The following is a 25,082-nucleotide window of genomic DNA, read 5'->3' on the forward strand; positions in this document are numbered from 1 at the left end:
CGGCCTCCCTCAGGCGCGCCGGATCGTTGCGGAGGCCGCGACGTCGGCCGTCGCATTGAGCTCCTTGTCGATCTGCTCGATCGACTTGCCCCGGGTCTCGAGCCCGAAGAACAAATAGACGGCCCCCGCCATCAGGAACCAGCAGCCGAGATAGACAAAGGCGGTCGGGATCTGGGTCAGTGGCACGTCGGGCTTGAGGTAGTTGTTCGAACCGACGATCAGCGCAAGCCCGACCGGCCCGATGATCTTGCCGATGCCGCCGAAGCCATAGGCCGACCCCATCCCCGTGGTACGCAGATGCGACGGCCAGACTTCCGCCGCGTAGGGACCGACGATCGCAAAGCCGCCGTCGGAGAAGAAGAAGGCGGCGGCCAGCAGCAGCCAGAACGCCGACATGCCGAACAAAGTCGCATCGTAGTGGTAGCCGGCAATGATCGTCAGCGCGCCGGCGCCGAAGCCGAGCAGGCCGCCGGCAACACGCCGTCCGAGCAGCTCCGAGAACCAGGAGAACGAGATGCGGCCGAGGAAGCCGGTGATGCTGAGCAGGATCATCATCTTGGCGGCTTCCTGCGGCGTCACCTTCAGCAGCAGCACGAACAGTGCGGGCGCCCATAGCGTGATGCCGTAGACGCCGGTTTGCGCGCCGGCATTGCCGAGCCAGGAGACGATCAGGCTGCGCGGATATTTGAACAGATCGAACCAGCTCGTCGTGACGATCGGACCGGCGTCGGCCGCGCTCGGCAGCGGCAGCTCCGACGGCGGCACCTGCAGCGCCCAGGCGAGCGACTTGCGGGCTTCGTCATAGCGTCCTTGCCGGCACAGCCAGCGCGGCGACTCCGGAACCCAGATCCGAACCAGCAGCACCAGGACCGACGGCAGCACGCCGATCGCAAACAACAGCCGCCACTGATCGGTTCCCATGACGGCTCCGAGCACCGCGCCGAGGCCGACGCCGAGCGGGATCACGCAGGTGACGAGGCCGCCGACCCAGCCGCGCTTGTGCGAGGGCATGAACTCCTGCACCAGCGGCAGGTCGACACAATAAAGACCGCCGACGCCGGTGCCGACGAAGAAGCGCAGGATCGCCAGATAGACCCAGCCATTATCCGGTGTGAAATAGAGCAGGCCGGTCGCAATCGAGAAGTTCAGCACCGTGCCGATGAAGACGATACGCCGCCCGACCCGGTCGGCGAGCCAGCCCCAGAGGTAGGCGCCGAGGATGGCGCCGATGCCGGAACTCATCAGCACGGTGGCCGACTGGCCGAAGGTGAGCTTCCACGGTCCGATCAGGAACGCGAGCACGAAGCCGATCAGGAAGTAGTCGAAGAATTCCAGCGCATCGCCGATGATGGCCGCCGCAAGGATCTTGATCTGGTTGCCGGTCAGAGTCGTCCGGCGATCGAGAATCTCGAACATGGCGCGTCTCCCCATGGCGCCTGTTCATTGTTCCCCGGAGCGTGCGTCGCGCCAGCGCATCGCCCATAGGATGAGGCTATCCTCGTGCCAGCGCGAACGACAAGCCCGCGCCGACGCGGGGCTCATCTGCATTCGCGCGATAAGCGGTTCGGCGTATAGCTGCGCACAAATGGTGGTGCGAAAGCCCGATGTGAGCCGCCGGAGCCGTTGACTTCTGCAATGCCGATCGCCCACGTTTGCGTGGAGGAAGCGGGGAGCAGCCGGGTGGACGAAAAGCGCAAGCATCCGCGAACCGAGGTCAATGAACCCGGCTATGTCTCGTCGGGCGGTTCGGTCATGCATTGCACGATCGTGAACATCTCGCCGGAGGGGGCGGCCATCGAGGTCGAGAATACGGCCTTCGTCCCGCACCGATTCCGCCTGGTGATGGCCCGCGACGCCTCGGTCGTCTACGAGTGCCAGGTGATCTGGAGTAAGAAGTCGCGAATTGGAGTGAGTTTCGTGGCAACCGCCTGAGCGCGGCTATCTCGATTGGGGACGCCCATGAACCTGCGTGCCAAGGCGGTCGGGTTTCGTTGCTGGAACAGCAGGTGATCCGCCGATGACTCCGGAACCTGCAACGATCTGCCTTGGCTGCTGGCAGAACCTGCATATGCCGATCCCGTTGCGCGGTCCATTGGCGGCGCCGTTGCGTCTGTTCGGCGCCCGGCCGAGCCGCATGAACCCGAACACATGCACGCTCTGCGAGATGGCCTTCTCGAAGATCATGAAGGCGCGCGCCGTGACCATCGACGCCACCATCCTGTTCGCCGATCTGCGCGGCTACACCACACTGACGCAGACCATCGCGCAGGACGGGCTGACCTCGCTGCTCGACGCGTTCTACGACGACTGCGCCGCCGCGATCTGGCGCTATGACGGCATCCTCAACAAGACCATCGGCGATGCCGTGTTCGCGATCTTCAATTTCCCGGTGCGGCGCGACGATCTCCGTGCAGGCCTTGCTCGCGGCGCGCCAGATCCAGCGCAGTTTTCGCGACAGGCACGATGCGCTGGTGCGGGCGATCGGCGCCGGCGACATCGAGATCGGCATCGGAATCGGAATCGGATTGGATAGCGGTGACACCAATTTCGGTGAGTTCGGCCAGGCCCACCGCGACCTGACGGCAGTCGGCACGGTGGTCAATCGCGCGGCACGCGCGCAGGCGGCCGCCAGGTCAGGCGAGATCCTTGTGACGACGGCCGTGCGGGATCGAACCCGCGACATGATCACGGCAGCCGGTGCCGATTACACCCTGAAGGGCTTCGACCAGCCCGTCACATTATTTCCTGCGTGAATTGGCTTTCGCGTGAATTGACGCGGCGCAAAAAAGACGGCTCCAGCGTGCAACTGCGCGCCGAAGCCGTCGGGGATGGTCGTTTGCCGATTACGAACGCCGCCTCAACGCAAGGTCGGCGGCTTGGTTCCAGCCCGTATGAAAATCTTCGAACCGGCGTCAGCGCCACATGCCGCGCATCCGGGCGCCGATGTCGATCGGCGGCGCGCGGTTGGCCGCGGAGGCCTGCGCGGCCGCGGCGCGCGGCCAGGTGGTCCGCTCGAACATCGGCAGCAGTCGTTCCGGGATGAAGCGGGTGCGCGAGGCATACATGTGGCGGTCGCCCTTGGCGGCCTGGCCGTGAACGAAGAAGCGCTGCGGCACCAGCAGATGCAGATCGTCCTTGGCGCGGGTCATCGCGACGTAGAGCAGGCGGCGCTCCTCCTCGAGTTCGGCCGACGTGCCGGCGCCGAGGTCGGAGGGCATGCAGCCGTCGACGACATTGAGCACATAGACGGATTTCCATTCCTGGCCCTTGGCGGAATGGACCGTCGACAGGATCAGATAATCCTCATCGAGCAACGGCACGCCAGCCTGGTCGCTGGTCGCATCGGGTGGATCGAGCGTAAGCTCGGTGAGAAAACGTTCGCGTGACGGGTAGCCGGCGGCGATCTGCTCGAGCTGAATGAGATCGGCGCGGCGTACCTCGCTGTCCTCGTGGATGCGATCGAGATGCGGTTCGTACCAGAGGCGGGCGCGTTCGATATCGACGGGCCATTCCGAGTAGCGAAGGTTCTCGATGGCCTCCACGAACAGCCGCCAGTCCGCACCGGCGCGGGGCGGAGCGGGCAGCGCGACGAGCGCAGCAATCGGATCGGCGGCCTCGGTCATGCGGTCGAGCACCCGCTGCGCCGAGGCCGGTCCGACGCCGGGCAACAGATGCAGGATGCGAAAACCTGCAACCCGGTCGCGCGGATTGGCGGCGAAGCGCAGCAGCGCCAGCATGTCCTTGACATGCGCGGCGTCGAGGAATTTGAGGCCGCCGAATTTCGCGAACGGAATGTTGCGGCGGGCCAGTTCGACCTCCAGTGGTCCGCTGTGCGAGGAGGTGCGGAACAGCACCGCCTGGTGCTTCAACAGGGTGCCTTCCTCGCGATTGGCCAGCACCTGCTCGACGATGTAACGGGCCTGATCGGCCTCGTCGCGGATCGTGACGAGCAGCGGCTTGCGGGTCGAGGTCCGGTCGGTCCACAGGTTCTTGGTGAAGCGTTCCTTGGCGAGCGAGATCACGCCATTGGCGGCCGACAGGATCGGTTGCGTCGAGCGATAGTTGCGATCGAGCGTGACGATCTCGGCGGCCGGGCTGAACTGGGCCGGGAAGTCAAGGATGTTGCGCACGGTGGCGGCGCGGAACGAATAGATCGACTGCGCGTCGTCGCCGACCACGGTGAGCCCGCGGCCCGCGGGCTTGAGCGCGAGCAGGATGGAGGACTGCAGGCGGTTGGTGTCCTGATATTCGTCGACCATCACATGGTCGAAACGGCCGCCGATCTCCTCGGCCAGCGCGCTGTCCGTCACCATCTGCGCCCAGTAGAGCAGGAGGTCGTCGTAATCGAGCACGTTCTGCCGCTGCTTGGCTTCGACATAGGCCCCGAACAGCTGTTTCAATTCACTGGCCCAACCGGAGCACCACGGGAAGAACTGGCCGAGCACGGCCTCGATCGGCATCTCCGCGTTCACGCAGCGCGAATAGATCGCAACGCAGGTGCCCTTGGTGGGGAACCGGCTTTCGGTGCGGGAGAACCCGAGATCGTGGCGGACCAGATTGATCAGGTCGGCGGAATCCTCGCGGTCATGGATCGTGAAGGCCGGGTCGAGGCCGATACGCTCGGCGAATTCGCGCAGCAGCCGCGCGCCGATGCCGTGGAACGTGCCGGCCCAACTCAGCGCGTCGGTCATGACCGAGGCGCGATCGCCGAGCACGCGGCGCGCAATGCGCTCGACGCGGCCGGCCATCTCGGCGGCGGCGCGCCGCGAAAAGGTCATCAACAGGATGCGGCGCGGATCGGCGCCAGCGACGATCAGATGCGCGACGCGATGGGCGAGGGTGTTGGTCTTGCCGGACCCCGCGCCCGCGATCACCAACAGCGGCGCGCCGACGATGCAATCCTTGCCGACCCCGTGCTCGACAGCGCGGCGCTGCTCGGCATTGAGCGCATCGAGATAGGCTGTGTTGGCAAGATCAGTCACGAATCACCCCCACGAAACGCTAACAGACATTGCGATTCATTGGGGCCGGCGCGCCGAGGCGGACGGAGAGAAATTAGATTGACATTAACGCGGCGCGGCGCACAACCCCGCCATGGGTGACGTATCCAAATCCGACACGCCGCTGAAGGCGACGTTCAAGGTGCGGCTGAACGGCGAGACGGTGACGCTCGCGACCGTCGGCCAGGCCTATAGCTTCATCAGCAATCTCAGCGCCGTCGAATGGATGGAGTTCCGCTCGCTGCATGACGAGGCATTGGTTGCGCTCGAGAGAGCGGCCGGTAACGCCATGCTGACGGTGCAAGCGACCAACGCGTTGCGGATGCTGTTCGTCCGCGCGAAACTGCTTTGAAAAGAAAATGAGCCTCCTTGGTGTTCCATTGGCCCTCCAAGGCGGCCCGAGAGTGCGGCTGAAGCGCATTGCGCACCCGGCCGTCGCGTGTACCGCCGTTACCTTGTTTGCGGCCATAACGAACAGCGCCTTACGCAACCACCGCCGATTCGGCTGTAGCCGCGGCACCACAATCACGGGCCAACGTCATCGACCAGGCGGTCATACACGAGCGCGGACCGGAGGTTCATGGTTGCGATCTTCAGATAGCTCGGCTCGCGCATGGCGTTGTTGAACATCATGATCGCCGTCTTCCAGTAGCCGCGCTCGCGCTGATCCAGGTTTAGCGCGGACAGGTAGTCCGCGGCGTCGCCGACCGTCGCCAGCGTTCGCCCGTCCTTCAGCGTAATCGGGAACGCAAGCGGCGACCGCTTCTCCAACTCCAGCACGTCAGGCTCCCCCAGGACCAAGCAGCAATAAGACAAAGCAGCAATAACAGGAACAGACCTAGCTGCGCCGCTATATCAAAGCCTTAAGGGGACGTCCGGCCTGGCTGGCGCGGACGGTCAGAACGAATCCGCCAGCGCGATCTCCGCCTTCAGCGCGTCGATCCGCCGTTCGGCTTCCTCGGACGTCAGGTCGCGTGCGTACTGGTTCGGCTGATAGGCCTCCTCGGCAAGGCTCCTCAACCGCAGCGCCTGGGCACGGGTCATCAGCCCACCAAGCCGCTCCGCGACCCCACCATATCTTACCGCTGCCACGCTCATTGCTTGCCTCGCTTGCTGGATCGTGACTTGACAATATGTTCTATTTTTGTTCTAACAAGACATGGACAATAAGATCAATGAAATTCGGCGCAAGATCAGCACGTTGCGAGCTGAGATGAGCCTGATCGAGGCGTCGATCCGGGATCAGGTCAACCGCGACCTCGATTGCAGTGAAGCATCGTACCGGCTGATGGCGATGCGAGCCGAAGTGGCCCAACTGGTCGGCCGGTGGAAAGCCGCCGGCGGCGGCGAGCGTCTCCCTACGGTCCGGGAGCGGCTGAGCCGGAGCTTCGAGGACCGCGCCGGCACGAAGGTCAAGGTGGACAAGGACAAGGCGAAGCCTGCGCCCGGTCACAGCAACGCCCGGGTGTGATCCGGGGGTTTGTCCAAAGTAGGGAGCCTCGAACACCGGCTCAGGCCCAAATCAGGTTTCAAGGAAGGAACTGGGACCGCAGGATCTGCATTTTCTTGTGGTGAGAGCCAATACCATAGCATCGCCCAGCGCCATGATCGCCGATCCGACCGCGCCACCGCGGGCATCGATGAATGACGATCGCAGTCCACTGCTGACGCTGATCTCCTGCATCAGCTGCATCAGGACGATGCGGCTCGAGAGCAGCCATCCGGGCAGCGAGGGCAGGGATATTCTTCAGTACCGCTGCGAGCAATGCAGCCGCATCGAGCGGGTGCAATTGGTGCGGCGAAGCTGGCCGGCGGAACGCTAGCCTTTCGATTTTGAACTAGTGTCCCGAATCCGAAGTTCGCATCATTTGCCGCATCTTCGGAGCGAACTTCGGATTCGATAAGGACACTGGCAAACTTATGATTCTAGTGTGCTTTATGAATGCGAAGTTCGTGAAAGTGGCTGCCGCGAAATCGCACGAACTTCGCATTCAGCACACTAGGAGCGGGCTTTCGCCTTTGGTCTTGCCACGACGTCATGCGCGGTGGCATCGAACTCGCTCGAAGCGTTGCCGGATGGCCCGCTCGTCGCGCTGCCGACGCCGTGCCCCGTCAACTTTGCGAGTTCGCGGCTGAGGTCGTGGATGTGGTACGGCTTGCGTAACACCGGAAAGTCGGACCTCACGTCGCGTGCGCTCGCGCTGTAGCCTGTCGTCAGCAGGATCGGCAGCTCGGGCTTTCTGTCCCGGATCGTGCGCGCCAGCTTCAGTCCATCGATCCTGCCGGGCATGACGATGTCGCTGAACACCACATCGATCCCGTTGGCGTCGATTTCCGACAAGGCGGCCTCCGCGTTCGAGGCCCAGCGCACGGTGTAGCCGAGCTGTTCGAGCAGGCCCGTGCTCGCATCGGCGACGGCAGGATTGTCCTCGATCAGCAGGATCGTGGCCAAGCCGGGCGTGCTGTGCCCCGTAGCCGTGCGCTTTGCGGCCGCAGTCCCGCGCGGGAGATAGATGCTGACCGTCGTGCCCTTGCCGAGCGCGCTTGTAATCTCGACCCGGCCATCCGCCTGGTGCGCGAAACCGTGAACCTGGGACAGCCCCAGGCCGGTCCCTTTGCCGACCGGCTTGGTGGTGAAGAAGGGATCAAAGACCTTGTTCATGACATCGTCTGGAATGCCTTCGCCGGTGTCGGTAATGCTGACGACCACCTGGGCGGCTTCCGGGACATTGCGCGCCGCGACGGTCAGCGTGCCGCCGCCGGTCATCGCATCCCGGGCATTGACCACGAGGTTGATCAGCGCGGTCTCAAATTCCGTCGGATCGACGAAGATCGGCCAGAGATCCGGTCCGATCTCCATGTTCAGCTTGATCGCGCCGCCGAGCGCGCTGGTCAAAACCTCTCGCACCGCGGTGATCCTGTCAGCGACGTTGATGGTCTGCGGATTGACACTCTGCCGACGCGCGAAGGTGAGGAGCTGCCTGGTCAGGGACGCGGCACGCTCGGATGCGGTTTCGATCGCGCCGAGTGCAAGCGTCCCCCGTTCGCTCATCACCTCGCGCTTGATCCGGTGCAGATTGCCGGAGATGATCATCAGCAGGTTGTTGAAGTCGTGCGCGACGCCGCCGGTCAGTTGGCCGAGCGCATCCATCTTTTGCGATTCCGCAAGCTGGCGCTGCACCTGTTCGAGCTTCTGATGCGCGTCGCGCCGCTCGGAAATATCCCGGGTGATCTTGGCGAAGCCGACCAGGCTGCCGTCGGTATCGCGGATCGGATCGATCACGACGCTCGCCCGGAAGAACGAACCGTCCTTGCGGACCCGCCAGCCTTCCTCCACGTAATGCCCGGTCTCTTCCGCGATCTTGAGCGCATGGGCGGGCTTGCCGGCAGCCTGGTCGGCCGGCGTATAGAACCGCGAGAAGTGCTGGCCGATGATTTCGCCGGGCGAATAGCCCTTGATGCGCTCGCCGCCGGCGTTCCAATTGGCGACGATGCCGGCCGGCGTCAGCATATAGAGCGCATAGTCGGTGACATTGCTCACCAGCAGGCGGAACTGGCTTTCGCTGGCCTCGAGATCCGCGCGCGCCTGATGCCGCTCGGTGATGTCGCGGGTGACCATTGTGTAGCCGACGAGCTTGCGCTTCTCGTAGATCGGATCGATGACCACAGCGGCGTAGAATTGCGACCCGTCCTTGCGGACGGACCAGCCTTCGGCCGCTGAGTGCTTCTCCTTCCGCGCCATCTGCAGCGCTCTCGCCGGAACGCCGGATGCGCGGTCTTCGGCAGGATAGAAGACCGAGAAGTGCTTGCCGAGGATCGCCTTGGCCGGATAGCCCGTGATGCGCTCGGCGCCCTTGTTCCAGTTGATGACCCGGCCATCGGGGCCGAGCGTGCAAATGGCGTAGTCGACCACGCCGCCAGCCACCGGCCGACGATCGTGCCGGCTCTCGACGATGCCCCGTTTGAGTTGTTCTGATTTCTTAACCATCACCGATCCTGCCCCCGCCCGAAACGCGCAGGGATGGTCAATGTTCCATGCGAGCACGAGGACCGGGCGATCAGGGCCGGCTCCGTCGTTCTTCGGAAAAGTTCGGCCAACGGTCGGAACTTTTGGTTCCAATCGCGATTAAGGTACTCGGTTTGCGTCACAAATTGCGGTTTTGGCGTTTTCCCGCTTGAATAGATCAAGGGCAGTCATTCTGATGGTCACACTGGCTTTTCCGAGTCTCTGGATTCGCAGCCAGCGCGTAGGGGAAATTACATGACCGATCTCGGTTCGTCGCCTCGTCCCCGTGCTGATACGCGCCGCAGCCAGCAATCAAACGGAAGCCTCGATTCTTCGCATGACCTGCTGCAGTCGCTGCAGGCGATGCGCGCCGGCGATTTCTCGGTCCGGATGCGTGGCGACTATCTCGGCATCGACGGCAAGATCGCGGACGCCTTCAACGAAATCGCAGCCGCCAACGAGCGCATGGCGCAGCAATTGGCGCGCGTCGGCCAGGTCGTCGGCCGCGAGGGACAGACCCGCCAGCGCGTCAATTTCGGCCTCGCCAGCGGCGCCTGGGCCGATATGGAGAGTTCGGTCAACACGCTGATCGATGATCTGCTGTGGCCGACGCGCGAGGTCACCCGCGCGGTCGCTGCGGTGGCGCAAGGCGACCTGCTGCAGACCGTGCAGCTCGACGTCGAGGGCCGGCCGTTGCGCGGCGAATTCCTGCAGTCGGCGAACATCGTCAACACGATGATCAAGCAGCTCTCGGTGTTCACCTCGGAGGTCACGCGCGTGGCGCGCGAAGTCGGCACCGAGGGCAAGCTCGGCGGCCAGGCCCAGGTGCCGGAAGTGACCGGCGTCTGGAAGGACCTGACCGAGAGCGTCAACTCGATGGCCAACAATTTGACCGGCCAGGTCCGCAACATCGCCGAGGTGACGATCGCGGTCGCCAACGGCGACCTGTCCAAGAAGATCACGGTCGACGTTCGCGGCGAGATCCTGCAGCTGAAGGAAGCCATCAATACGATGGTCGATCAGCTGCGTTCGTTCGCCTCCGAAGTGACGCGCGTGGCGCGCGAGGTCGGCACCGACGGCAAGCTCGGCGGCCAGGCGATCGTGCCCGGCGTCGCCGGTACCTGGAAGGACCTCACCGACTCGGTGAACGCGATGTGCGGCAACCTGACCGCCCAGGTACGCAACATCGCCAACGTGACCACGGCCGTGGCGCGCGGCGACCTGTCGCGCAAGATCACGGTCGACGTCAGCGGCGAGATTTTGGAGCTGAAGGACACCATCAACACGATGGTGGACCAGCTCAACTCGTTCGCGTCGGAAGTGACGCGTGTGGCGCGCGAGGTCGGCACCGAGGGCAAGCTCGGCGGCCAGGCCCAGGTGCCCGGCGTTGCCGGCACCTGGAAGGACCTGACCGACAACGTCAACTTCATGGCGTCGAACCTGACTGCGCAGGTCCGCAACATCGCCGACGTCGCGACCGCGATCGCCGGCGGCGACCTCTCGAAGAAGATCACGGTCAACGTGTCGGGCGAGATCCTTCAGCTGAAGGAAACGTTGAACACCATGGTCGACCAGCTCAACGCGTTCGCGTCGGAAGTGACGCGCGTGGCGCGCGAGGTCGGCACCGAAGGCAAGCTCGGCGGCCAGGCCAACGTGCTCGGCGTCGCCGGCACCTGGAAGGATCTGACCGACAACGTCAACTTCATGGCGTCGAACCTGACCGCGCAGGTGCGCAACATCGCCGCCGTGACGACCGCGGTCGCTGGCGGCGACCTCTCGAAGAAAATCACGGTGGACGTGCGCGGGGAAATCCTCGAGCTGAAGGACACCATCAACACGATGGTCGATCAGCTCAACGCCTTCGCCGGCGAAGTGACGCGCGTGGCGCGCGAGGTCGGCACCGAAGGCAAGCTCGGCGGCCAGGCCGAGGTGCGCGGCGTCGCCGGCACCTGGAAGGATCTCACCGACAGCGTCAACTCGATGGCCTCGAACCTGACCGCGCAGGTCCGCAACATCGCTGAGGTCGCGACCGCGGTGGCGAAGGGCGACCTGTCGAAGAAGATCACGGTGAACGTGTCGGGCGAAATCCTTCAGCTGAAGGAAACGCTGAACACGATGGTGGACCAGCTCAACGCCTTCGCCGGTGAGGTGACTCGCGTGGCGCGCGAGGTCGGTACCGACGGCAAGCTCGGCGGCCAGGCCGAGGTGCCCGGCGTCGCCGGCACCTGGAAGGACCTGACGGACAGCGTCAACTCGATGGCCGGCAATCTCACGGCGCAGGTTCGTAACATCGCCGAGGTCGCGACCGCGATCGCCGGCGGCGACCTGTCGCGCAAGATCACCGTCGACGTGCGCGGCGAGATCCTTCAGCTGAAGCAAACGCTGAACACGATGGTCGACCAGCTCAACCGCTTCGCGGGCGAGGTGACGCGCGTGGCGCGCGAGGTCGGCACCGACGGCAGCCTCGGCGGCCAGGCCAACGTGCCCGGCGTCGCCGGCACCTGGAAAGACTTGACCGACAACGTCAACTCGATGGCCGGCAACCTGACCGCGCAGGTCCGCAACATCGCCGAGGTGACGACCGCCGTGGCGCGCGGTGACTTATCGCGCAAGATCACCGTCGACGTGAAGGGCGAAATCCTCGAGCTCAAGAACACCATCAACACGATGGTGGACCAGCTCAATGCGTTTGCGGGCGAGGTGACGCGTGTGGCGCGCGAGGTCGGCACCGAGGGCAAGCTCGGCGGCCAGGCCGAAGTGCCCGGCGTCGCCGGCACCTGGAAGGATTTGACCGACAACGTCAACTTCATGGCGTCGAACCTGACCGCGCAGGTCCGCAACATCGCCGAGGTCGCGAGCGCGATCGCCGGCGGCGACCTGTCGAAGAAGATCACCGTGGACGTGCGCGGCGAGATCCTGCTGCTCAAGGACACCCTGAACACGATGGTCGAGCAGCTGCGCTCGTTCGCCGCCGAAGTGACGCGCGTGGCGCGCGAGGTCGGCACCGAGGGACGGCTCGGTGGCCAGGCCGTGGTGCCCGGCGTCGGCGGCACCTGGAAGGACCTCACCGACAACGTCAACCTGCTGGCGGCGAACCTGACCACCCAGGTGCGCAACATCGCCGAAGTCACCACCGCGGTGGCGCGCGGCGACCTGTCGCGCAAGATCACGGTCGACGTGAAGGGCGAAATCCTCGAGCTCAAGAACACCATCAACACCATGGTCGACCAGCTCAACGCCTTCGCCGGCGAGGTGACGCGCGTGGCGCGCGAGGTCGGCACCGAGGGCAAGCTCGGCGGCCAGGCCGAGGTGCGCGGCGTTGCCGGCACCTGGAAGGACCTCACCGACACCGTGAACGTCATGGCGGTCAACCTGACCGAGCAGGTGCGCGGCATCGTCAAGGTGGTGACCGCGGTCGCCAACGGCGACCTGAAGCAGAACCTGACGGTGAAGTCGAAGGGCGAGGTGGCCGCGCTCGCCGACACCATCAACAACATGACCGAGACGCTTGCGACCTTCGCCGAACAGGTCACCAGCGTGGCGCGCGAGGTCGGCGTCGAGGGACGGCTCGGCGGTCAGGCCAACGTGCCCGGCGCGGCCGGCACCTGGAAGGATCTCACCGGCAACGTCAACCTACTCGCGGCCAACCTGACCTCGCAGGTGCGCGCGATCGCGGAAGTGGCGACCGCCGTGACCAAGGGCGACCTGACGCGCTCGATCCAGGTCGACGTCCGCGGCGAGGTCGCCGAGCTCAAGGACAACATCAACACGATGATCGGGAACCTCCGTCTCACCACGGAGCGCAACACCGAACAGGACTGGCTGAAGACCAATCTGGCGCGCTTCACCAACATGCTGCAGGGCCAGCGCGATCTTGCGACCGTCGGCCGGCTGCTGCTGACCGAGCTTGCGCCGCTGATCAACGCGCATATGGGCGTGATCTACCAGGTCGACAATCCCGAGAATGCGCAGTTGCGCCTGTTGTCGGCCTATGCCAGCGACAGCAGCAATCCGCATCCGCAGATCGTCCAGTTCGGCGAGGGATTGATCGGCCAATGCGCGCTCGACAAGCGCCAGCGTCTCGTCTCCGAAATTCCCGGCGATGCGGTGCCGATCAATTCGGCCTTGATGCGGATCATGCCGAAGAACCTCGTCGTGTTTCCGGTGCAGTTTGAGAACCAGGTCAAGGCGGTGATCGAGCTGTCCTCGATCTCCTCGTTCACGACCTCGCAGATCACCTTCCTCGAACAGTTGACCGACAGTATCGGCATCGTGCTCAACAGCATCGAGGCGACGATGCAGACCGAGGCGCTGCTCAAGCAGTCGCAACAGCTCGCCGGCGAGTTGCAGACCCAGCAGAAGGAATTGCAGCAGACCAACGATCAGCTGGAGCAGAAGGCCCAGCAGCTGGCCGAACGCAATGTCGACGTCGAGCGCAAGAACCAGGAAATCGAGCAGGCGCGGCGCGCGCTGGAAGAAAAGGCGACCGAGCTGTCGTTGACTTCGAAGTACAAATCCGAATTCCTCGCCAACATGTCGCACGAGTTGCGGACACCGCTGAACTCGATCCTGATCCTGGGCCAGCAGCTCACCGAAAATCCCGACGGCAATCTGACCGGCAAGCAGGTCGAGTTTGCCCGCACCATTCACGGCGCCGGCACCGACCTGTTGAACCTGATCAGCGACATCCTCGATCTCTCCAAGATCGAGTCCGGCACGGTGACGGTCGACGCCGAGGAGATTTTGACATCGAGCCTGCTCGAGACCGTCGGACGGCCGTTCCGGCACGAGGCGGAGAACCGGCATCTCTCGTTCAGCATCGATGTCGACGCCAATCTTGCGCGCAGCATGGTGACCGACTCCAAGCGGCTGCAGCAGGTGCTCAAGAACCTGTTGTCGAATGCGTTCAAGTTCACCGCGGAAGGCGGCGTCAGCCTGACCGTGTCGGCCGCGCTCGGCGGCTGGAGTGTGGAGCATCCGATCCTCAACGCGGCGCCTGCGGTCGTTGCGTTCGAGGTGTCGGATACCGGCATCGGCATTCCACAGGACAAGCAGAAGCTGATCTTCGAGGCGTTCCAGCAAGCCGACGCCGGCACCAGCCGCAAATATGGCGGCACCGGTCTTGGACTGGCGATCAGCCGTGAGCTCGCGGGTCTGCTCGGCGGCGAGATCCATCTGCGCAGTGCGACGGGCAAGGGCTCGACCTTCACGCTCTATCTGCCGCTGAAATATGCCGGACCCTCGGTGGCACTGCGCCCGCAGGCTCAGCCGATCGCGATGCCGCACGCGCCGGCGCCGGCACTGCAGGCTTCGGGCGCGCAGGAGCGTGTGATCGAGCAGCTTCCGGACGACCGGCTCGATCTCGAGCCCGGCGACACCATCCTGCTGATCGTCGAGGACGATCCGCATTACGCGCGGGTGCTGATCGATCTGGCGCGCGACAAGGGCTTCAAGGTGCTGGTCGCAAGCCGCGGCGCCGAAGCGCTGGATCTGGCCAAGCAGTTCCAGCCGAGCGCGGTGTCGCTCGACGTCTTCCTGCCCGACATGCTCGGCTGGACGGTGCTGAGCCAGCTCAAGCACAATCCGCTGACCCGTCACATTCCGGTTCAGATCATCACGCTCGACGAGGACCGGCAGCACGCGCTGGCGCGCGGCGCGTTCTCCTTCGTCAACAAGCCGACGACGACGGAAGGCGTCAGCGCTGCGCTGTCGCAGATCAAGGAATACGCCAGACCACGCCGCAAGCGCCTGCTGATCGTGGAGGACAATGCGGCGGAGCAGCTCAGCATCACCGAACTGCTCGGGCACGAGGATATCGAGATCGTGACCACCGGCACCGGGGCAGGGGCGCTCTCGACGATGCGCGAAAATCCGTGCGACTGCGTCGTGCTCGACCTGCGCCTGCCCGACATGAGCGGTTTCGAAGTGCTGGATCAGATCCGCAAGGACGAGACGCTGTCCAATATACCCGTCGTCGTGTTTACGGGCCGGGAACTTTCAGCGGAAGAAGACGCGGAACTGCATACGATGGCGCGCAGCATCGTCGTCAAGGGCGTGGAATCGCCGGAGCGTCTGCTCGACGAAACGTCACTGTTCCTGCACCGTGTGATCACGGAATTGCCCGTCGAAAAACAGAGGATGCTGGAGAAGCTCAATAGTTCCGATGAGGATCTTATTGGCAAGACCGCACTGCTGGTCGACGACGATGCCCGCAACATCTTCGCGCTCTCGAGCGTGTTGGAGCGGCGAGGTATGAAGGTGTTGACTGCGACAACCGGTCACGAGGCCATCTCGCTGGTCGAATCCAATCCCAAGATTGCGATCGTGCTGATGGACATCATGATGCCGCAGATGGACGGTTACCAGACCATCGGCGCCATCCGGCAAAACTCCGCCTTCGCGCGGCTGCCGATCATCGCGCTGACCGCGAAGGCGATGAAAGGCGATCGAGAGAAATGCCTGGAGGCAGGCGCGTCCGACTATCTGGCGAAACCCGTGAACACCGAGCAACTGCTGCTGGCGATCCGCATGTGGCTGCACCGCTGATCGGCGATCGAACATGATGGACCACGAAAAGGTAAACATCCTTCTGGTCGATGACCAGCCGGCGAAGCTGCTGGCCTATGAGGTCATCCTGAAGGAGCTCGGCGAGACACTGGTCGCCGCGTCGTCGGGCCGCGAGGCGCTGGAGTTCCTGCTCAAGAACGAAGTCGCGGTCATCCTGGTCGACGTCTGCATGCCAGAGCTCGACGGCTTCGAGCTCGCGGCGATGATCCGCGACCATCCGCGCTTCCAGAAGACCGCGATGATCTTCATCTCGGCAATCCAGGTCAGCGATATCGACCGGCTCCGCGGCTACGAGATGGGCGCGGTCGATTACGTGCCGGTGCCCGTCGTGCCCGAGGTGCTGCGGGCAAAGATCCGCGTGTTCGCCGAGCTCTACCGCAAGACACGACAGCTCGAACGCCTCAACGCGGAGCTCGAGGACCGCGTGCGCGCACGCACCGCCGAGCTCGAGCAGTCGACCACGCGACTGGTCGAAAGCGAGGCACGCCGCAGCATGGCGATTGCGGCCGGCAAGATGGGCTCGTGGGACTGGGATTGGGTCAACGGCGACTGGATGTGGGACGAGGGGCAATACAAGATCTTCGGCGTCGACCCGAAATCCTTCAAGCTCACCTCCGACAATATACAAGCGCTGTTTCATCCCGACGATGTCGAGCACCTCCGGCAAGCCTGGACCGGCTTCGGCAAGGGCCAGACGTCCTATGAAACCGAATTCCGCGTCATGCGGCCGGACGGCGAAGTGCGCTGGTGCGTCGGTACAGCCGCGGCCACCAGCGACCGCAACGGCAAGGTGGTACGGGTGAGCGGCGTCACCGTCGACATCACCGATCGCAAGAAGGCCGAGGAGCGGCAGAGCCTGTTGACCCGCGAGGTGGACCATCGCGCCAAGAACGCGCTCGCGCTGGCACAATCGATCGTGCGGCTTACGCGCGCGCAGAACGTGACCGCCTATGTGCGGGCGGTCGAGGGCCGCATCACGGCGCTGGCACGCGTTCACACCGTGCTGTCGCTGTCGAGCTGGCAGGGCGCCGAAATCCGGCGGCTGGTCGCCGAGGAGATCGCGCCGTATTCGGAAGCCGGACAGATCCAGATCGATGGCGAAGAGGTGCAGTTGCAGCCCGCGACCGCGCAGACCTTGGCGCTGGCGCTGCATGAGCTCGTCACCAACTCCGCCAAATACGGTAGCCTGTCGGTGCTGTCGGGCCGGCTTGCGATCACCTGGGAACTGCACGACGAAACGCTGATCCTGGCCTGGGTGGAATCCGGCGGACCTCCCGTGACCAAGCCGAAGCAGAGAGGTTTCGGCACGAGAAGCGTCATCGCCAGCATCGAGACCCAGCTCGGCGGCCGCGCCGACTTCGATTGGCGCACCGAGGGCCTGGTGTGCCGGCTCACGGTTCCGCTCAAGGCGCTGGCCGGAGAGCCCGCGGCCTACCGCGATTTGTCGACGGCCGAGCAGCGCCAGCCCATGGTCAGTTCCAGGGCCGTGTAGCGCCTCCCATCGAACAGGAACCAAGCGCCGGACGCTGCGGTTAACGGGGCTTGATCGCTCCATTCGTGGCTTGAGGTGCTGCCTTGGATGCCCAAACCCGAGAGCGCGGGCCGTCCGGGGAGAAGCCGCGGCAGCCCGAGCGCAACCCCGAGCAAGGATCGCGACCCGACCGCGGATCCGCGCCACAGCAGGAAACCGAGCGCAAGCCATCGATGCGCGACCGGCTGCGCGAGCACTGGCTGCTTGCCACAGTCGGCGCCTGTCTGCTCCTGCTCGCGATCATCGGTGGCGTGAGCTATTGGCTCAACGTGCGTCACTATGAATCGACCGATGACGCGTTCGTGGCCGCACGCAGCTTTGCGGTGGCGGCGAAGGTCGGCGGCTATGTCGTCGAGGTCCCCGTCACCGACAACCAGCACGTCAATGCCGGCGATCTCCTCGCGAGGATCGACGAGCGCGACTACAAGATATCAGTCGATCAGGCCAGCGCACAGGTCGCGGTCGCAGAGGCCAATATCGCCAATGTCGAGGCCCAGATCGACAGCCAGCAGGAGCAGATCAAGGAAGCCAAGGCGCAGCAGCAACAGGCCGAGGCGCAATTGAAGTTCGCGCGGGAGGAGGCGGAGCGCGCCCAGAACCTCGTCGAAAAGGGCGCGGGCACGGTGCAGCGGCAGCAGCAGACCCGCTCGGATCTCGACGCCCAGCAGGCCAATGCCAGCCGCGCCAGAACGGCAGTGACTGCCGCAGAGCTCGGCGTCAAGACGCTTGAGGCTCAGCTCAAGAGCAGCAAGGCATCGCTGGAGCAGGCGCAGGCCCAGCTCGATCAGGCCAAATTGAACCTGCAATATACCCGCATCGTCGCAGCGCAATCCGGACGCGTCGTCAAGCTGAGCGGCGCGGTCGGCACTTATGTGGCGCCGGCCCAGAGCGTCATGATGTTCGTTCCTGACGAGGTCTGGATCACCGCCAACTACAAGGAAACGCAGCTGACGGACATGCGCCCGGGCCAGCCGGTCGAGATCAGGATCGATGCGTATCCGGGGCGCAAGCTCACTGGCCGCGTGGCTTCGGTTCAGCCGGGCTCGGGCACTGCGTTCAGCCTGCTGCCGGCGGAGAACGCGACCGGCAATTTCGTCAAGGTCGTGCAGCGCGTTCCCGTGAAGATCGTGATCGACAATTGGCCGAATGACGTTCCGATCGGGCCGGGCATGTCGGTCGTGCCCTGGACCAGGGTGCGATGAGCGACGTTGCGGCAGGCGGCGGCGCGGCCTGGTCGCCGGAGCGTTCGGCTGCCGGCGGACATAATCCTTATCTGATTGCCTTCGTCGTCTCGATCGCGACATTCATGGAGGTGCTGGACACCACGATCGCGAACGTGGCCTTGCGCCATATCGCGGGCGGCCTGGCCGTCGGCATCGACGAGAGCACCTATGTGATCACCAGCTATCTGGTCGCCAACGCGATCGTGCTGTCGATCTCGGGCTGGCTCTCGACCGTGATCGGCCGCAAGCGCTTCTACATGATCTGCGTCGGCACCTTCGCGTTCGCGTCCCTGCTGTGCGGGCTTGCCTGGAGCCTAGAGGCGCTGGTTCTGTTCCGGATCATCCAGGGCCTTGGCGGCGGCGGGATGGCGACGAGCGAGCAGGCGATCCTCGCCGACTCCTTTCCGCCGGCCAAGCGTGGCCAGGCGTTCGCGATCTACGGCGTCGCGGTGGTGGTTGCTCCCGTGGTCGGGCCAACGCTCGGCGGCTGGATCACCGATACCTATAGCTGGCACTGGATCTTTCTGATCAACGTGCCGATGGGCTTGCTCTCGCTGTTCCTGGTCGGGACGCTGGTCAAGGAGCCGTTCGGCGCCGAGCAGGAGCGCAAGGAGCTCCTCAAGGACGGCCTGCGCGTCGACTACATCGGCTTCGTACTGGTCGCGATCGGGCTCGGTTCGCTCGAATTCGTGCTCGACGAAGGCCAGCGCAAGGACTGGTTCGGGTCCAACATGATCGTCGGCTTCGCGCTGGCCTCTGCGATTTGCCTGATCGCGCTGATCCCCTGGGAGCTGACGCGCAAGGACCCGATCGTCGATCTCCGCCTGCTGGGACGTCGCCAGTTCGGATCGTGCTTCCTGGTGATGCTGTGCACCGGCGCGGTGCTGATCTCGTCGACGCAGCTCCTGCCGCAGCTGTTGCAGACCGAGCTGAACTATACTGCGCTGCTTGCCGGGCTCGCACTGTCGCCCGGCGGCGTCGTCACCCTGATCTTGATGCCGGTGGTCGGCCATCTGGTCAGCCGCGTCCAGCCGAAATATCTGATCGCGATCGGCGGCTGCATCGTCGCATTCTCGATGTGGCATCTGACGGGACTGAACGGCGACATCACCTATGGCTATGCTGCGCTCTCACGCATCTTTCTCTCCGCCGGGCTTCCGTTCCTGTTTCTCCCCGTCACGACGGCCTCATATGACGGCGTGCCGCCGGACAAGACCAACCAAGCCTCGGCGCTGATCAACGTCGCGCGCAACATCGGCGGGTCGATGGGCGTCGCACTCGCCCAGACCGCGCTGGCGCAACGCCAGCAATTCCACCAGAGCCGGCTGGTCGAACATGCCGCGCCGTCCGACATCGGGTATCAGCAGACCATCGACACGATGACGCGCTTCTTTGAGGCACAGGGGTCGAACGCATCGGACGCCGCGTCCCAGGCGGTCGCCTGGGTCGGCCAGACCTTGCAGCGGCAGGTCGACCTGCTCGCCTATATCGACGTGTTCTGGATGCTCTCGATCATCGGCCTCGTGATGATCCCGCTGGCGCTGATCATCAAACCGGTCGATCTGACGGCGCCACCCAAGGGACATTAGAGCAGACGACATTGTGAACGCGGGAGCGGCCGAACCACGCTATGAACGGCGTGGCCGAAGGGAAATCGCGCGAGGAGCATATGCCCAGGACGAGTCTTGTCGGTGCGGGTCTGTCGGTCGTCTTCCTCGCGGCGATCAGCATCACGCGGTCGGGCGCCGAGCCCGTGCTGAAAGGCGCGGAAGCCTTCGGCGACTGGCAACGCGACAAGCCGGGCACGGTGCGCCTGATCACGCCGCAGGACTTACCCAAGCCCGGGGCAACGGCGTCGAGCAGCAAGTTTCCGCGCGTCATGCCGAGACCTGCGTCGGCCGCGCCGCAGGTGCCGGCAGGGTTCAAGGTCGAACTGTTTGCGAGCGGGCTCAGCGGTCCGCGGATCATCCGGACCGCGCCCAATGGCGATATCTACGTGGTGGAAACGGGCTCCGGCCGCATTCGTATCCTGCGCAGCGCCGAGGGCGCCACCAGGCCTGCGACCAATGAAGTCTACGCAACCGGCCTGAACCAGCCGTTCGGCATCGCGTTCTTTCCGAGCGGTGACAATCCGCAATGGCTCTATGTCGCCAACACCGACAGCGTCGTGCGCTTTGCCTACCGTAACGGCGATCTCAAGGCGTCGGGAAAACCCGAGACGATCGTCGCCCGGCTGCCGCCCGGCTACGGCCATTCCACGCGTGATATCGTGTTCACGACGGACGACAAGCGGATGCTGGTGTCTGTCGGCTCCGCCGGCAACGCAGGCGAGGGGCTGGGTCGCCCGCCGAAGGGCATCGAGGCCTGGAGCCGCGACCATGCGCTCGGCGCGGCATGGGGCGACGAGACCGATCGCGCCGCCGTGCTCGCCTTCGATCCTGATGGCAAGAACCAGAAGCTGTTTGCCACGGGGATCCGCAACTGCGTCGGACTTGCGATCCAGCCCGGAAGCGGCACGCCGTGGTGCTCGACCAACGAGCGCGATGGCCGCGGCGACAATCTTGTGCCCGACTATGTGACACGGGTCCGCGAAGGCGCGTTCTACGGCTGGCCCTGGTACTACATCGGCGGCAACGAAGACCCCGCGCATGCCGGCGCGCGGCCCGACCTGAAGGACAAGGTGACGGTCCCCGACGTGCTGTTGCAGGCCCACTCGGCGTCGCTTGGCCTGACCTTCTACACCGGCAGCAGCTTTCCGCCGGAGTATCGCGGCGATGCCTTTGCCGCCGAACACGGCTCGTGGAATCGGTCGAAGCGGACCGGCTACAAGGTCATTCGCATCAGGCTGAAGGACGGCGTGCCGACCGGCGAGTACGAGGATTTCGTCACCGGCTTTGTGATCGGCGACAATGAGGTCTGGGGCCGTCCGGTCGGTGTGACGGTCGCTCGCGACGGCGCACTGCTGGTCTCCGAAGACGGCAACGGCACGATCTGGCGCGTCAGCCGCGACTAATGCTCCAGACGGCGCGCGCTAGCCGAGTCCGTCCTTGAGGCCATACTCCTCGTAGATGGTCAGGGGATCGGTGTCGGGAAACAACCGGCACTTGGCCTGCGCAAGATGCAGCGTGACGGCGCCGGCCTCACATCTGGCGGTCAGAATTTTTCGGACATCCTCCATATGCGCGCGCGGCTGATGCTTTGTCGGCAGCTGTTCGAGCGCCACCAGCGCTGTGGCCAGGGCCTCCGTGACCACCCATTCGTCGTGTCCGGTAATTCCCTTTCGCGGCATCGCCACACCCTCCGTAGCACCGGCTGCGACATTGTAGCGCGAGATGGGTGGGGGCTGTCATCAGCCAACATGGCCAGGGCAGCGGGAACCGGTTCGCGTGGCCCTGCCACGATGCGCCGCAGGGAACCGGCGTGGCAGCACGCGGAAGCAATGATTAGAACCACGAGGCTCGCTTCTTCGTCCCCGGTCAGTCCACCCAAATGTTCGCTCCCTATCTCTCGGCCTGGAGCCTTGTCCCCGACGGCGACCCGATCGTGACGCGCGCCGCACGGTTGCTGCCGGTGCGCCGGCATGGGGAGCCGGCCATGCTCAAGCTCTCGCACGAGCCGGACGAGCGCCTCGGTGCCATCGTGATGGAGTGGTGGGACGGCGAAGGTGCGGCGCGGGTTCTTGCCCGTGACGGCGACGCCCTTCTGCTCGAGAGGGCGACGGGATCGGCTTCGCTCAGCGAAATGGCGCGAACCGGCCGGGACGACGAGGCCTGCAGGATTCTCTGCGCAACGGCTGATCGGCTTCACGCCGAGCGAGCGAAGCCGCGGCCGGATCTGACGCCGCTGACGCACTGGTTTCGTGAGTTGTGGCCCGCGGCGAGGGCGCATGGCGGCATTCTGAACCGATCGGCGGAAGTTGCCGAAGCTCTGCTGGGCAGTCAGCGCGAGATCGTGGTCCTGCATGGCGACCTGCACCATGACAACGTGCTCGACTTCGGCGCGCGCGGCTGGCTTGCGATCGATCCGAAGCATCTCGTCGGCGAGCGCGGCTTCGACTTCGCCAACATCTTCACCAATCCGGATCTTGCGGATCCGACACGGCCGGTCGCGACCGAACCCGGACGCTTTGCGCGGCGACTCGACATCGTCGTTGAAGCCGCGCGGCTGGATCGCCGGCGCCTGCTGTCATGGATCGTAGCCTGGACCGGCTTGTCGGCCGCATGGTTTCTGGGGGATGACGATCCGCTCGCCGAAATCGACCTTACGATTGCACAGCTCGCCGCCGCCGAACTCGACCGGATGGCGTAGGGCGCGCAGCGACTACGCCGCCGCGGCGCTGGCTCCACTCAGCGACACGCTCAAAATCCGCCACTTCGAGATATCGAAGAAATAGGCGGCCTTGATGCGCGCGGAAGCGGGGTCCGGCGCCTGAATCGCGGTGTGGAATTGCCGCGTCCCATCGCTCAGCGAAATCCGGAATGTCTGCATTGGTCGAACCTCCACGCGCGGATGCTGCGGCACGGAGAGTTAACATCCGGTTGCCGTTGACGGCGCGCGCGACACGCTTGCTTCACTCACTCAGGTGAAGCCGGCGGCAGCCGCACCATCGTGTCCTCCGCGCCAACGACGCGTCCATCTTGCGCGCGCAATTCGAGCCGTCGCACCGGCAGCCCGTTCTTGCGGTCGACCAGCAGCACATGCGCCTCATCGGGCTCAAAGAAGAAATCCTCACCCCACTGCCGGAGCGCCACGAGGAGCGGGAAGAGGCCGCGTCCCTTTTCGGTCAGCACATATTCCTGGTAGGGGCTGCCGTCGCTTGCGGGCACCGTCTCCATGATGCCGTGCGCCAGAAGATTGCGGAGCCGCGCCGAGAGGATGTTCTTGGCAAGCCCGAGGCTCTTCTGAAATTCGCCGAAGCGGCGCAGCCCGTCGAACGCATCGCGGACAATCAGCAGCGACCACCAGTCGCCGATCGCATCCAGCGGCCGGGCAACGCCGCACATCGAGTCCCTGTGGCTCACTCGCTTGGCCATCGTGATCCTCAACACTCATTCCCTGGGGGATGATCGGCGCTCAGAGCCGCGGCCGGAAAACCACCCGATCGTGGGTTCGATATATTGGTTGCAAAATAAAACCTCAAGCGATACACGATGGTTGCAAATTAAAACCTCCTGAGGTGCGCCATGATCCAAGCCGACGCCGCGTTCGACGGCACTTTTCCTTTCGCACCGCATTTCAGCGCGGCGCCGGGCTTTCAGATGCATTATGTCGACGAAGGTCCGCGGGACGGCGAGGTGCTGCTTTGCCTGCACGGCGAACCAAGCTGGGGCTATCTGTTCCGCCACCTCGTGCCGAGCCTCAGTGCGACGCACCGGGTGGTCGTTCCGGATCACATGGGTTTTGGCAAGAGCGCGACGCCGGCGCATCGCAGCTATTGGCTTCAGGACCATGTCGACAATCTCGAAGCGCTGGTCCGCGCGCTCGATCTCACCGACATCACGCTGGTCATGCATGATTTCGGCGGCCCGGTCGGCATGGGGCTGGCGGCCCGGCATCCGGGCCGGATTCGCCGCATCGTCTCCGCCAACGGGCCAACGCCGTTCGGGCAGAGCGATCTGTTCGATCGCGTCGCCGCCAACGCGCAGGTCTCGCCGTGGTTTCAATGGATCGCAAAGGCCGAGGCGAGCGGCGACCTTGAGCCGGTTCTCGGACAGCTCGGCTTCAACATTTTGAGCACGCTGAAGCTCAACGGATTCGAGAACAACGCCGTCATCACGGACGCCTGGCTCGCCGCCTACGGCGCGCACTTCGCCCGTCCGGCGGACTGCCTCGGTGCGATCGGCTGGGCCAAGGGCTTTGCGACCGGCGCGCATCAATTCCAGACGCCCGATCCCGCCGCCCACCGCTTGATCCGCAGCAAGCCTGCGCTCGCGATCTGGGGCGAGGCGGACCGCACGCTGCGCGCGGAGCATTTCCTGCCGCTGTTTTCCGCAATCTTCCCGACGGCGCCGGTCAGACGCCTTGCCGGCGTCGGGCATTACTGCTTCGAGGATGCGCCTGGGGAAATCGCCGGCCTGATTGCGGAGTTCATGCGGCAGACGTGACTACGCGTCACATCGTGCATTCCGCCGAGATCGCAGCCTCAAGTGCCGGCACCCAGGCCTTGTAGGCGGCCGCGGTGAAGTGAATGCCGTCGGCCATCTTCGCGCCCGGCGGCAGATGCGGGTCGATAAACCGAACACCACGCGCAACTGCGGCGGCTTCGATCGCCCGGTTGGTCGATTCGTCAGCTGCGACGGCGATGGTCACCAATGGCCGCGTCGAGAGCGACTTGACGGTCTCGATGAGGTTGGCGAAGTCGCGTTGCGCCGTTGGCGATCCGGCGTCGTTGGCGCCGACCGCGAGCACGAGCAAGAATGCGCCCTGGTCCTGCAGCACGCGCCCGGCGAGCTGCTTTGCCTCCGCGATGGTCTGACCGCCAACACCGGCATTGATGACCGGACGTCCGCAGAGCTGCCGGGGCAGCGGAGCCATTTCGGTGATGCTGTCGCCAAGCACGACGATCGGCGCCGGCGCGTCGGCGAGCGCAGCGCGTATCATGAATTCGCGCACCGCGGCATGATCGTGAAAGGCGTGCTGAGACACTTCGCCGAAACGGTTGCGCATCCTCTGCAGCTCCGCAAAGGAAGCGACAAAACCAATCAGAAAAGTAACGGCCAAAACCCAAGGTAGTGCGCGACGCATTGCTCCTCAGA

22 protein-coding genes are annotated in these 25,082 nt (G+C 64.6%); 13 read left to right on the forward strand and 9 right to left on the reverse strand.

Going from position 1 to position 25,082, the window contains the following annotated elements:
- Positions 1–9 precede the first annotated feature (9 nt).
- The gene (locus ACVMB1_RS13005; RefSeq protein ID WP_253623893.1) at positions 10–1,416 is read right to left on the reverse strand and encodes an MFS transporter; all 1,407 of its coding nucleotides are present in this window, start codon (positions 1,414–1,416) and stop codon (positions 10–12) included.
- A 264-nt stretch (positions 1,417–1,680) separates the two neighbouring features.
- On the opposite strand from ACVMB1_RS13005, the gene ACVMB1_RS13010 reads away from it, so the two are divergent.
- From ACVMB1_RS13010 to ACVMB1_RS13020, 3 genes are all read left to right on the forward strand, one after another.
- Positions 1,681–1,932, forward strand: coding sequence for a PilZ domain-containing protein (locus tag ACVMB1_RS13010; protein WP_253623892.1), 252 nt, complete (start codon positions 1,681–1,683; stop codon positions 1,930–1,932).
- Positions 1,933–2,017: 85 nt separating this feature from the next.
- Complete coding sequence (locus ACVMB1_RS13015; protein ID WP_253623891.1) at positions 2,018–2,533, forward strand: adenylate/guanylate cyclase domain-containing protein; 516 nt, start codon at positions 2,018–2,020, stop codon at positions 2,531–2,533.
- Positions 2,526–2,753 (forward strand): hypothetical protein, encoded by a 228-nt coding sequence (locus ACVMB1_RS13020; RefSeq protein WP_456827543.1) that lies wholly within the window; start codon positions 2,526–2,528, stop codon positions 2,751–2,753. Before ACVMB1_RS13015 ends, ACVMB1_RS13020 begins: the two co-directional genes overlap by 8 nt.
- Positions 2,754–2,912: 159 nt before the next feature.
- Here the strand turns inward: ACVMB1_RS13020 and ACVMB1_RS13025 are convergent, their stop codons facing one another.
- Complete coding sequence (locus ACVMB1_RS13025; protein ID WP_253623889.1) at positions 2,913–4,982, reverse strand: ATP-dependent helicase; 2,070 nt, start codon at positions 4,980–4,982, stop codon at positions 2,913–2,915.
- Between the two features lie 112 nt (positions 4,983–5,094).
- Between ACVMB1_RS13025 and ACVMB1_RS13030 the strand changes: the two genes are divergently transcribed.
- Positions 5,095–5,352, forward strand: a complete 258-nt coding sequence (locus ACVMB1_RS13030; protein WP_057018676.1) for a hypothetical protein — start codon at positions 5,095–5,097, stop codon at positions 5,350–5,352.
- Positions 5,353–5,525: 173 nt separating this feature from the next.
- On the opposite strand, the gene ACVMB1_RS13035 is transcribed toward ACVMB1_RS13030, so the two are convergent.
- Both ACVMB1_RS13035 and ACVMB1_RS13040 read right to left on the reverse strand, forming a co-directional pair.
- Positions 5,526–5,780 (reverse strand): hypothetical protein, encoded by a 255-nt coding sequence (locus ACVMB1_RS13035; protein ID WP_028332017.1) that lies wholly within the window; start codon positions 5,778–5,780, stop codon positions 5,526–5,528.
- Between the two features lie 117 nt (positions 5,781–5,897).
- Positions 5,898–6,098 (reverse strand): DUF3072 domain-containing protein, encoded by a 201-nt coding sequence (locus tag ACVMB1_RS13040; RefSeq protein ID WP_026192767.1) that lies wholly within the window; start codon positions 6,096–6,098, stop codon positions 5,898–5,900.
- Positions 6,099–6,159: 61 nt separating this feature from the next.
- Here ACVMB1_RS13040 and ACVMB1_RS13045 point away from each other — a divergent pair, with 61 nt between their 5' ends.
- Both ACVMB1_RS13045 and ACVMB1_RS13050 read left to right on the forward strand, forming a co-directional pair.
- Complete coding sequence (locus ACVMB1_RS13045; protein ID WP_038377154.1) at positions 6,160–6,471, forward strand: hypothetical protein; 312 nt, start codon at positions 6,160–6,162, stop codon at positions 6,469–6,471.
- Positions 6,472–6,640: 169 nt separating this feature from the next.
- Positions 6,641–6,823: a hypothetical protein gene (locus tag ACVMB1_RS13050; RefSeq protein ID WP_225646739.1), complete on the forward strand. Its 183-nt coding sequence runs from the start codon at positions 6,641–6,643 to the stop codon at positions 6,821–6,823.
- 176 nt (positions 6,824–6,999) lie between these two features.
- Here the strand turns inward: ACVMB1_RS13050 and ACVMB1_RS13055 are convergent, their stop codons facing one another.
- Positions 7,000–8,988, reverse strand: a complete 1,989-nt coding sequence (locus ACVMB1_RS13055) for a hybrid sensor histidine kinase/response regulator (RefSeq protein WP_057018675.1) — start codon at positions 8,986–8,988, stop codon at positions 7,000–7,002.
- A gap of 273 nt (positions 8,989–9,261) precedes the next feature.
- Here ACVMB1_RS13055 and ACVMB1_RS13060 point away from each other — a divergent pair, with 273 nt between their 5' ends.
- The 5 genes from ACVMB1_RS13060 (at position 9,262) to ACVMB1_RS13080 (ending at position 21,340) form a co-directional block, all read left to right on the forward strand.
- Positions 9,262–15,552: a HAMP domain-containing protein gene (locus ACVMB1_RS13060; RefSeq protein WP_057018674.1), complete on the forward strand. Its 6,291-nt coding sequence runs from the start codon at positions 9,262–9,264 to the stop codon at positions 15,550–15,552.
- A gap of 16 nt (positions 15,553–15,568) precedes the next feature.
- Positions 15,569–17,065 (forward strand): sensor histidine kinase, encoded by a 1,497-nt coding sequence (locus tag ACVMB1_RS13065; protein ID WP_057018673.1) that lies wholly within the window; start codon positions 15,569–15,571, stop codon positions 17,063–17,065.
- A gap of 83 nt (positions 17,066–17,148) precedes the next feature.
- On the forward strand, positions 17,149–18,306 hold the full coding sequence (locus ACVMB1_RS13070) for an HlyD family secretion protein (RefSeq protein WP_253623888.1): 1,158 nt from the start codon (positions 17,149–17,151) through the stop codon (positions 18,304–18,306).
- The gene (locus ACVMB1_RS13075; protein WP_057018671.1) at positions 18,303–19,916 is read left to right on the forward strand and encodes a DHA2 family efflux MFS transporter permease subunit; all 1,614 of its coding nucleotides are present in this window, start codon (positions 18,303–18,305) and stop codon (positions 19,914–19,916) included. Before ACVMB1_RS13070 ends, ACVMB1_RS13075 begins: the two co-directional genes overlap by 4 nt.
- 80 nt (positions 19,917–19,996) lie before the next feature.
- A complete protein-coding gene (locus ACVMB1_RS13080; protein WP_253623887.1) occupies positions 19,997–21,340 on the forward strand; it encodes a PQQ-dependent sugar dehydrogenase in 1,344 nt (447 codons plus the stop codon).
- 18 nt (positions 21,341–21,358) lie between these two features.
- Here ACVMB1_RS13080 and ACVMB1_RS13085 read toward each other — a convergent pair whose 3' ends face one another.
- Positions 21,359–21,616 (reverse strand): hypothetical protein, encoded by a 258-nt coding sequence (locus ACVMB1_RS13085; RefSeq protein ID WP_028332011.1) that lies wholly within the window; start codon positions 21,614–21,616, stop codon positions 21,359–21,361.
- 200 nt (positions 21,617–21,816) lie between these two features.
- On the opposite strand from ACVMB1_RS13085, the gene ACVMB1_RS13090 reads away from it, so the two are divergent.
- Positions 21,817–22,635, forward strand: coding sequence for an aminoglycoside phosphotransferase family protein (locus ACVMB1_RS13090; RefSeq protein WP_253623886.1), 819 nt, complete (start codon positions 21,817–21,819; stop codon positions 22,633–22,635).
- A 12-nt stretch (positions 22,636–22,647) separates the two neighbouring features.
- On the opposite strand, the gene ACVMB1_RS13095 is transcribed toward ACVMB1_RS13090, so the two are convergent.
- The gene (locus tag ACVMB1_RS13095; RefSeq protein WP_016847764.1) at positions 22,648–22,815 is read right to left on the reverse strand and encodes a hypothetical protein; all 168 of its coding nucleotides are present in this window, start codon (positions 22,813–22,815) and stop codon (positions 22,648–22,650) included.
- Positions 22,816–22,901: 86 nt separating this feature from the next.
- Complete coding sequence (locus ACVMB1_RS13100; RefSeq protein ID WP_028340657.1) at positions 22,902–23,360, reverse strand: winged helix-turn-helix transcriptional regulator; 459 nt, start codon at positions 23,358–23,360, stop codon at positions 22,902–22,904.
- Positions 23,361–23,510: 150 nt separating this feature from the next.
- Here ACVMB1_RS13100 and ACVMB1_RS13105 point away from each other — a divergent pair, with 150 nt between their 5' ends.
- A complete protein-coding gene (locus ACVMB1_RS13105; RefSeq protein WP_168856382.1) occupies positions 23,511–24,431 on the forward strand; it encodes an alpha/beta fold hydrolase in 921 nt (306 codons plus the stop codon).
- 7 nt (positions 24,432–24,438) lie between these two features.
- Here the strand turns inward: ACVMB1_RS13105 and ACVMB1_RS13110 are convergent, their stop codons facing one another.
- Positions 24,439–24,993 (reverse strand): SGNH/GDSL hydrolase family protein, encoded by a 555-nt coding sequence (locus tag ACVMB1_RS13110; protein ID WP_253623885.1) that lies wholly within the window; start codon positions 24,991–24,993, stop codon positions 24,439–24,441.
- Positions 24,994–25,082 lie beyond the last annotated feature (89 nt).

The organism is Bradyrhizobium sp. USDA 4504 (assembly GCF_054063995.1).